Consider the following 8,342-nt stretch of genomic DNA (forward strand, 5'->3'; position numbering starts at 1 on the left):
AAGAGCGGGAGCGAGAATGCACTGACCACCAGCAGGATCTTGATGGTCAGCTTGATGACCGATTCATAAGCGGGAAGGCGGACCCCCTCGGGGTGGGCCAGCCACACCATGCGGCGCATCCAGTGCTCGTGAAGAAAGATCTGGACTGTTCCGGTAAACCCGCTGATCGCCGCCGCGATGGGGATCATGGCGAGCGCATCGCTCAGCCGCAGACCGAAGAGTCCGGGCACGATGAGCAGCAACAAGAGAACGCCCACCATTACGACGGACGCGCACACCCCCATCAGACCGAACCGTGTCCGGTTGATCAGGATCTCCATTTCAGTCGGTGCTGTCCTGGCCTCTTCCACTGTGCCGCCCGCAACCTGGTCCGACGCCAAGGCTCCCCCGTTTGCTGCCATGATAAAGTGCAGCCTCCCCCCGGGTGATGTCGCGATCCATTGAGTATGGGCCTACTCTACCGTAGCGGCCTGCTGAGGGGCAAGCTGCCCTTTGCAGGATCTGCGCGTTTGCGCGGCCACTGCAACCTAAACGAGACCCCAGGCTGACGCGCCCGCCGCTGATGGAGTAGGATGGGCTGCACGAACCGGAGTCTTTTGAGTTGATGAGTCTGAGAACAGTGCGGCTTTGCCTGACGGCATTCCTGCTCGTGGGAGCGGCGCGTTGCACGCCGAAGGAAGTTCCCTTCGAGAGTCCGGACCCCGTCCCCATCCGCGTCCTTCGGGTGACCAACGCTTACCTTCCCGAGTTCACCGACCGCGAGCTGGAAATCTTTCTGGCCGAGGCCCAGCGCTTTGCTTTCGACCAGCTCCATGTACGCATCCGCTGGATCGATCTGGGCGAAATGAGTACGGACCAGTTTTTCCGCGAATATTTCCCCGTCGTCTTTCCCGAGTACCGTACCGAAGACCCCTTCGTCCTCAACATCGTCGAACCCAACCCGGCCCATGCACGAAAGCTCGCCCTGGCCCTGGCCGAGGGACACCAGCGCGACTCGCTTGCCGAGCTCATGGCCTTTGCCTCAGAGATTCTCCCGCCCGAGCAACTCGAGGTCGTCGACTCCAAGGGTCGGCTCTTCGACCTGGTCGCCAAGCACCACCTCGAGCAGCTCGCCGTACTTGCGGCCCTCCAGGCCCCGCAGGCCAAAGGGGTGCCGCTTCTCGACAATGCGCTTCCCTATCATCAATACGTCTATTGGGACGCGGCCGTGCGCGAGGTGCGGCGCTACGACCTCATCATCACCAACCAGCTCCTTGCCAGCGCCGAGACCATCGACGCCCAGATTCATGCCTCGCTTCGCGGGGGCATCACCACCGGCTTTACCGAACGCAGCAACGCCACCTATGGGGGCTCCATCGTGCTGAGCAGCTACCCGGTCCTGGGCGAGGAACCCCCGCTCGTGGAAATGCGCGGGGGTTCCTACACCCGCGACGAGGCAGCCCGGTATCTGGGGGCCTACACCTCCCACGAGCTGGGGCACCTGCTGCTGCACCTGGATCACCCCTTCGATCAGCCCGACTGCATCATGAACCCGGCCCGCCTGCTGCGGTACCGGGAGTGGTATCAGCAGATCGAGCACGCCCCCCAGAAGCCCGGCTGCGCCATCCCCACCGACCGGCCCATCCGCGACGTTTTCTTCGGCAACCGGCCCCTGCTGGGTCGGATCGGGAACTCCATCCTCCACGCCTGGGACCGCCTCTCGGGCAACTAGGACAATTTCTGCCCCCGATCCCCCCGCAGGGGGAGCGGGGAGCGAAAGCGTTTATTGGCGCAGGGCCCGCGCGGTTCTATAGTGCGCGGCGCTCGGGGCGGTTTGCGCCGGGCAGGTCGCAGGTTCTCGCCACCAAGGTGCGGCGTCACTGATTTGACCCGCCGCGCAGTCCGCATCCCGAAGCCACAGAAACCAGAGAGCAGACCCGGCGCAAGGAGCCGGAAACTTCAGACGTATGAGCAGCAAGGGAAAAGTACTGGTCGCCATGAGCGGCGGCGTCGACTCTTCAGTCGCGGCGGCCCTTCTTTCGGAGCAGGGCTACGAGGTGATCGGTCTGACCATGCGGCTGGCCGACGCGTTGCCGGCCGAGGACCGCGGCCCTCGCTCGTGCTGCTCGGTCGAGGACGTGGGCGATGCGCGCACCGTGGCCGACCGCCTGGGGATTCCCTTTTATGCGGGCTACTACAAGGATGCCTTTCAGAAGCACGTGATCGACTACTTTGTCGAGAGCTACAAGAAGGGCCTCACCCCCAACCCCTGTGCCAAGTGCAACGAGCACCTCAAGTTCGATCTTCTGATTCAGCGCGCCGATGAGCTGGGCTGCGACTTTCTGGCAACCGGTCACTACGCGCGCATCGATCGCAGCGGTGAGAAGCCGGCGCTGCTGCGCGGGCTCGACTCCGACAAGGACCAGTCTTATTTTCTGTTCACCATGAGCGAGGCAGCGCTCGAGCGCACGCTCTTCCCCGTGGGCGAGCTGCCCAAGAACGAAGTGCGGGCACTGGCCGACAGGTTTGAATTGCCCGTGGCGAGCAAGCCCGACTCCCAGGAAATCTGTTTCATTCCCGACGCAGGCTACGTGCCCTTTGTCGAGGAGCGCATTGGTGAAGCCAATCCCGGCAAGTTCGTCGATACCAGCGGCAACGTCATCGGCGAGCACCGCGGCATTCATGCCTACACCATCGGCCAGCGCCGCGGTCTGGGCCTTGGCGGGATGAGCGAGCCCCACTTCGTCATCCGCATCGATGCCGATCGCAACGAAGTCGTCGTCGGCCCGGCCAGCGAGCTGCACGCGCCGGCCATCCAGGTGGGCATCGCCGCGCTGGCTTCGGGACTGCCGCCGGAATTCGACGCGCAGGTGCAGATCCGCTATCGCCACGAGCCGGTGCCCGCCCACATCACGCTGAGCGAATCGGGCAAGGCACTCGTGCGTTTCGAAGAACCCGAGCAAGCAGCCACCCCCGGACAGGCAGCCGTGTTCTACGACGGCGAGCGCGTGCTCGGCGGCGGATGGATCGAGGAAGTGCTTCCATGAGCAAATCCTCCCCCATCAGCGCCACGCAGCGCAAGGCCATTGAAAAAGCGACCGGTTACAAGTTCCGCAGCCTCAAGCTGCTGGTGCAGGCACTGACCCATCGTTCCTGGCGCAACGAGCGCATCCAGCGCGGCGAGGCCGAGGATCTCGAGACCAACGAGCGCCTGGAGTTTCTGGGCGATGCGGTGCTCGACCTGGCCATCACGGCCGAGCTGCTCAAGGTGTTTCCCGAAAAACCCGAGGGCGAGCTCTCCAAGCTGCGCGCGGCGCTGGTGCAGGAAAAGAGCCTGGCGCAGGTGGCCAAGGAACTGGGCCTGCAGGACTACATCCTGCTGGGCGAAGCCGAGGACCGCGCCGGCGGGCGGAAAAAGCCCTCCATCCTGGCCGATGCCTACGAGGCGCTGCTCGGCGCGATTTATCTCGACAGCGGGATGCGCCGCGCCAGCGCGGTCATTCAGGAACACTTTGGCAAGCGACTGACCGCGCCCTCGCTGGCGCGCCGCGTGACCGATCACAAGACCCGCCTGCAGGAGCGTACCCAGCAGCTCTGGAAGAAGGCGCCCCACTACCGCACCGCCACCGTGACGGGGCCCGACCACCGCCGCATCTTTGAAGTCGAAGTGGTCATCAACGGCGAAGTCATTGGCGCCGGCCAGGCGGGATCGAAAAAAGAAGCCGGCCAGAAGGCCGCGCGCATGGGGCTCAAGACCCTGAAAGAGAGAACCGCCGAGTGAGCGCATTCCATTCCGGCTACGTCGCCCTGATCGGCCGCCCCAACGCGGGCAAGAGCACCCTGCTCAACGCCATCCTCGGCGAGAAGCTGGCCATCGTCACGCCCAAGCCCCAGACCACGCGCCAGCAGGTGCGTGGCATCCACACAGGCGCGGACTTCCAGATGGTCTTTGTCGACACGCCCGGCTACCACGATTCGAAGGTGCCACTCAATCAGACGATGGTCGAATCGGCCATGCACGCCGCACGCGATGCCGATGTGGTGCTCTACCTCTTCGATGCGACGCTGGGAATTACAAAAGAGGACCGCGCCGCCGTCGATGTCATCAAGACATTCGACAAGCCGATGCTGTGCCTGCTCAACAAGATCGACAAGGTTGAAAAACCCTCGTTGCTGCCGCTGATGGAGAAAATCGCGACGCTGGCCGACTGGCGCGAGATCATCCCCATCTGTGCCACCCGCGGCAAGGGGCTCGACATCATTCTCGAAAAGCTACGCGCCCTGCTCCCCGAAGGCCCCGCGTATTTTCCCTCCGACCAGCTCTCGGACACCAACGAGCGCTTTCGCGCCTCGGAGATCATTCGCGAAAAAGTCTTCCAGATTCTGGGACAGGAACTGCCCTACTCCACCGCGGTGGAGATCGAAAATTTCGAAGAACTGCCCAAGCTCAACCGCGTGGCTGCGCGCGTCCACGTCGAGCGCGACTCCCAAAAAGGCATCGTCGTCGGCAAAGGCGGCCGCACGCTCAAGGAAATCGGCACCCGCGCACGCAAGGAGCTCGAAGAACTCTGGGGGAAGAAGGTCTTTCTCGAACTCTTCGTCGACGTCCGCAAGGACTGGACCAGAGATCCGCGCTACCTGAAGGAGTTCGGCTACGAGGGCAACTAGCCCGCGTCGCGCACTGCCATGGCATCCCCGAAGAAGCCCGGCGGCCTCGAAGGCCTGATCGACACGCTCGCGGAGAAGATTCCCTCGCTCGCGCGCTTTGGCGTGTGGGACCCGGGGACCGAACACTACGACGAGAGCCTGGTGCGCGCGCTCTCACCGGTGCAGGAAGCAATTTCCGCCTACTTCAATGTGGAGTTCCGCGGGCTCGACAAAATCGCTGACGGCGGCGGACTGCTGGTGGGCAACCATGGGCGCACGGGCTACGACGCCTTTGTGATGCCGCACCTGCTGGGCACGCAGCTCGGCCGCCCGATCCGCGCGCTGGCCGACCGGGTTCTCTTTCGCATCCCGCAGCTTCGCGAGTGGCTGGCCGCCATGGGCGCGGTCCCCGGCACGCGCGAGAACGCGATTCGCCTGCTGCGCGAGGGGAACCTGGTCATCGTCTATCCGGGCGGGGGCAACGAGGTGATGAAACCCCACTACGAGGCCTACCAGCTCAGTTGGGGAAAGCGCACGGGCTTTATCCGCGTGGCGCAGGCAGCAGACGTGCCCATCTATCCCTTCGCCGGCGTGGGCGTGGAGGAGTTCTTCCACAACCTGCCCGGCTGGGACGCCATCGAACGCAGCGCCCTGGCCCAGTGGCTCGAACAGGCCGTGGGGCGCCGCAACCGCCCCATGCCCCCCTTTGCCGGGATCGGCCCGCTTCCTGAGCCCGTGGACCTGACCTTCCTGTTCGGCGATCCGGTCTCCGTGAGCGGCGCCCAGGACGACCGCGCGGCGCTGGCCCTGCAGCAGGGCGTGCGCAAGCAGGTCCTTGGTCTCATTCGCCAGGGCCTTGCCGAGCGCCCCCCGAAAAGCTGACCCTTTCGACAACCGGTCCCCGGTCCTCTATACCGATGCCAGATGAGCGCCGCCCCGCGAGCGGTAAGAGACAGAGCAGCCCATGAGCGACGAACGCGACGACGAATACAACCCCCTCGACGAGTACGAGGGCTATGCATCCCCCGAGGACATCCCCTCGGGCGTGAAGCTCGCGTCGACGATGCCGCTGCCGCTGGTGGCCATCATCGGGCGCGCCAATGTGGGCAAGAGCACCCTGTTCAACCGCATCGTCGGTCGGCGCAAGGCCATCGTCGAGTCCACGCCCGGCGTGACGCGCGACCGCCACTACGAGCGCTGCGAACACTACGACCGTCACTTCCTGCTGGTCGATACCGGCGGCCTGGGGCTCGACCCGCAGGGGATCGAGGCGCAGGTCTCTGTGCAGACTCAGCTCGCCATTGAAGAGGCCGACGTCATCGTCTTCCTCATTGACGGCGCCGCTGGGCTCACCGCCGCCGAGCGCGACATCTACGCCACACTTCGCAAGCGCGAGATCCCCGTGCTGGTTGCCGCCAACAAGATGGACATCAAGGGCGCGCGCAACAACGCCGCGGAGATTCACGAGCTCGGCATCGATCACTTCTACCCGATCTCGGCCGAGCACGGCCGCGAGGTGGGCGAGCTCATCGAAGCCATTGAGGAAGCCCTGCCCGACGTCGAGAAGAGTGCGCAGGACATCGATTACGAGGGCGCCACGCCCATCGCCGTCGTCGGCCGTCCCAACGTCGGCAAGAGCACGCTCATCAACCGCCTGCTGGGTGAGAACCGGCTCGTTGTCTCGGAGATCGCGGGCACAACACGCGATCCCATCGACACGAAGATCGACCTCAACGGGAAGCCCTATGTCTTCATCGACACCGCGGGCATCCGGCGCAAGGCGCGCATCAGTGCGCGCGTCGAGAAGTTCAGCGTGCTCTATTCCTTCCGCGCCATCGAGCGCGCGGAGATCGTGCTCGTCGTCTTCGACGCCACCGAAGGCCTTACAGAGCAGGACCGCCGCCTGTGCGGCCTCGTAGAAGAGGCCGGGCGCGCGATGATTCTCGTCGCCAACAAGTGGGACCTGCAGCCGCGCGGCAAGGATGAGCGCGCGAAGTTCGAGGACCGCATCGATTTCCTGCTGCCGGGGCTTCGCTACGCCCCGCTCGTCGAGATTTCCGCCGAGAAGGGTGAGGGTATGAAGCCGCTCATCAAGGAGATCGAGCGGGTCAAGGTCAAGTTCAACGCGCGCTTTACCACCTCGCGCCTCAACGAGCTGCTGCAGCTTGCCACCGAGCAGAACCCGCCGCCCGTCCCGCGCGGCCGGCCGCTCAAGCTCAACTACGTCACGCAGGTCAAGACCGCGCCGCCGGTGTTCATGCTCTATACGAACAACATCAAGGATTTTCCGAAGAACTACCGGCGCTACCTGGTCAATCAGTTCCGTGACCGACTTCAGCTCGACTGCGTGCCCGTACACATCAAGCTCAAGCTCAAACACGGCAAGCGCGCGTCCATGCCCAAACAAAAGGACGCCGGCCCGCGCGGCAGCGCCGCCACCCGCGGGCGCCTCAAACGCCGCTGACGAGAAGGGCGAGGCCTGCCTCGCCCCTACGCTGCATTCGCATTGCACCAAGAAGTGCGAAGCTCTTTGACTGACGTATCAATCACAACAACTTGAGCTGAAACGATTTTTCTCCGCTGGAACGCTTGCACCACTGCGTGCTTCGCTGGCATGTAGAGAGCGTTGCCGCAGGTCATTGCGACGCCCGCGCGGCACCACCCCGCTGAACAATTGCACAGGAGAGACCCCATGATCGGATTTGGACTGAGCGACGAGCAGAAAGCCCTGCAGGAGCTCGCGAAGGATTTTACCGAAAACGAAATCATCCCCAAGGCTGCACACTACGACGAGAGCGCCGAGTATCCCTGGGACATCGTGAAGAAGGCCCACGAAGTCGGCCTGATGAACCTGCATGTACCCGAAGACTTCGGCGGCCTGGGCCTGGGACTGCTGGACTCCGTCATCATTGCCGAAGAGCTCGCCCGCGGCTGCACCGGCATTTCCACCGCCATGGAGGGCAACGCCCTGGCCTCGGCGCCGGTTCTCGTCGCGGCCAATGACGACCAGAAGAAGCGCTTCCTCACCCCGCTTACCGAGGAGCCGATCATGGCTGCCTACTGCGTGACCGAGCCCGCGGCCGGCAGTGACGTGGCCGGCATCAAGAGCTTCGCCGAAAAGAAGGGCGACGAGTACATCCTGAGCGGCGAGAAGATGTGGATCACCAACGCGTCGGTGGCCAACTGGTATTTCGTCCTTGCCTACACCGACCGCGAGGCCGGACACAGGGGCCTGACGGGCTTCCTCGTCGACGCCAAGAGCGAGGGCGTGCAGGTCGGCAAGAAGGAAAACAACATGGGCCAGCGCTGCTCCGACACGCGCGGCATCCGCTTCGAAGAAGTGCGCATTCCCAAGGAGAACGTGTTGGGCGCCGAGGGACAGGGCTTCAAGATCGCCATGAAGGCTTTCGACATCACACGGCCTGAAGTCGCTATGCTCGGCGTGGGCCTGGCGCGCGCGGCCCTCGAACACTGCGTCCGCTACTCCAAGGAACGCCAGACATTCGGTCGCCCCATCGCCCAGCACCAGACCATCGCGTTCATGATGGCGGACATGGCCAAGAACATTGAAGCCGGCCGCCTGCTGGCCTACCGCGCGGCATGGGCCTTCGACCAGGGCGAGCGAAACAGCTACTACGCCAGCGTGGCCAAGTGCTTCAATGCCGACATGGCGATGGAAGCAGCCGTCAACGCCGTGCAGATTTACGGCGGTTACG

Annotated in this window: 8 protein-coding genes; 7 read left to right on the plus strand and 1 reads right to left on the minus strand. The window is 64.2% G+C overall.

Features of this window, described 5'->3' with window-relative positions:
• Nucleotides 1–401: hypothetical protein (locus KDH09_02535; protein ID MCB0218547.1), on the minus strand; the 401-nt coding region annotated here is incomplete at its 3' end.
• 203 nt (nt 402–604) lie between these two features.
• Here KDH09_02535 and KDH09_02540 point away from each other — a divergent pair.
• From KDH09_02540 to KDH09_02570, 7 genes are all read left to right on the plus strand, one after another.
• Complete coding sequence (locus KDH09_02540; GenBank protein ID MCB0218548.1) at nt 605–1,711, plus strand: hypothetical protein; 1,107 nt, start codon at nt 605–607, stop codon at nt 1,709–1,711.
• Nucleotides 1,712–1,946: 235 nt separating this feature from the next.
• Nucleotides 1,947–3,026: a tRNA 2-thiouridine(34) synthase MnmA gene (gene mnmA, locus KDH09_02545; protein ID MCB0218549.1), complete on the plus strand. Its 1,080-nt coding sequence runs from the start codon at nt 1,947–1,949 to the stop codon at nt 3,024–3,026.
• Complete coding sequence (gene rnc / locus KDH09_02550; protein ID MCB0218550.1) at nt 3,023–3,760, plus strand: ribonuclease III; 738 nt, start codon at nt 3,023–3,025, stop codon at nt 3,758–3,760. The genes mnmA and rnc overlap by 4 nt, the downstream gene beginning before the upstream one ends.
• Nucleotides 3,757–4,647 (plus strand): GTPase Era, encoded by an 891-nt coding sequence (gene era / locus KDH09_02555; GenBank protein ID MCB0218551.1) that lies wholly within the window; start codon nt 3,757–3,759, stop codon nt 4,645–4,647. The genes rnc and era overlap by 4 nt, the downstream gene beginning before the upstream one ends.
• An 18-nt stretch (nt 4,648–4,665) precedes the next feature.
• Nucleotides 4,666–5,508 carry an acyltransferase family protein gene (locus KDH09_02560; GenBank protein ID MCB0218552.1) on the plus strand — a complete coding sequence of 281 codons (843 nt, stop codon included), beginning with the start codon at nt 4,666–4,668 and terminating at the stop codon, nt 5,506–5,508.
• Nucleotides 5,509–5,590: 82 nt separating this feature from the next.
• Nucleotides 5,591–7,090, plus strand: coding sequence for a ribosome biogenesis GTPase Der (der, locus tag KDH09_02565; protein MCB0218553.1), 1,500 nt, complete (start codon nt 5,591–5,593; stop codon nt 7,088–7,090).
• 228 nt (nt 7,091–7,318) lie between these two features.
• The coding region (locus KDH09_02570; protein ID MCB0218554.1) for an acyl-CoA dehydrogenase family protein at nt 7,319–8,342 on the plus strand (1,024 nt) is incomplete at its 3' end.

This window comes from Chrysiogenia bacterium, from assembly GCA_020434085.1.
GTDB lineage: Bacteria > JAGRBM01 > JAGRBM01 > JAGRBM01 > JAGRBM01 > JAGRBM01.

What these genes read in the sequence shown, in the direction of transcription:
- KDH09_02560 (MCB0218552.1), top strand. Translation starts at nt 4,666, where the DNA reads ATGGCATCCCCGAAGAAGCCCGGCGGCCTCGAAGGCCTGATCGACACG.
- KDH09_02540 (MCB0218548.1), top strand. Translation starts at nt 605, where the DNA reads ATGAGTCTGAGAACAGTGCGGCTTTGCCTGACGGCATTCCTGCTCGTG.
- der (MCB0218553.1), top strand. Translation starts at nt 5,591, where the DNA reads ATGAGCGACGAACGCGACGACGAATACAACCCCCTCGACGAGTACGAG.
- mnmA (MCB0218549.1), top strand. Translation starts at nt 1,947, where the DNA reads ATGAGCAGCAAGGGAAAAGTACTGGTCGCCATGAGCGGCGGCGTCGAC.
- rnc (MCB0218550.1), top strand. Translation starts at nt 3,023, where the DNA reads ATGAGCAAATCCTCCCCCATCAGCGCCACGCAGCGCAAGGCCATTGAA.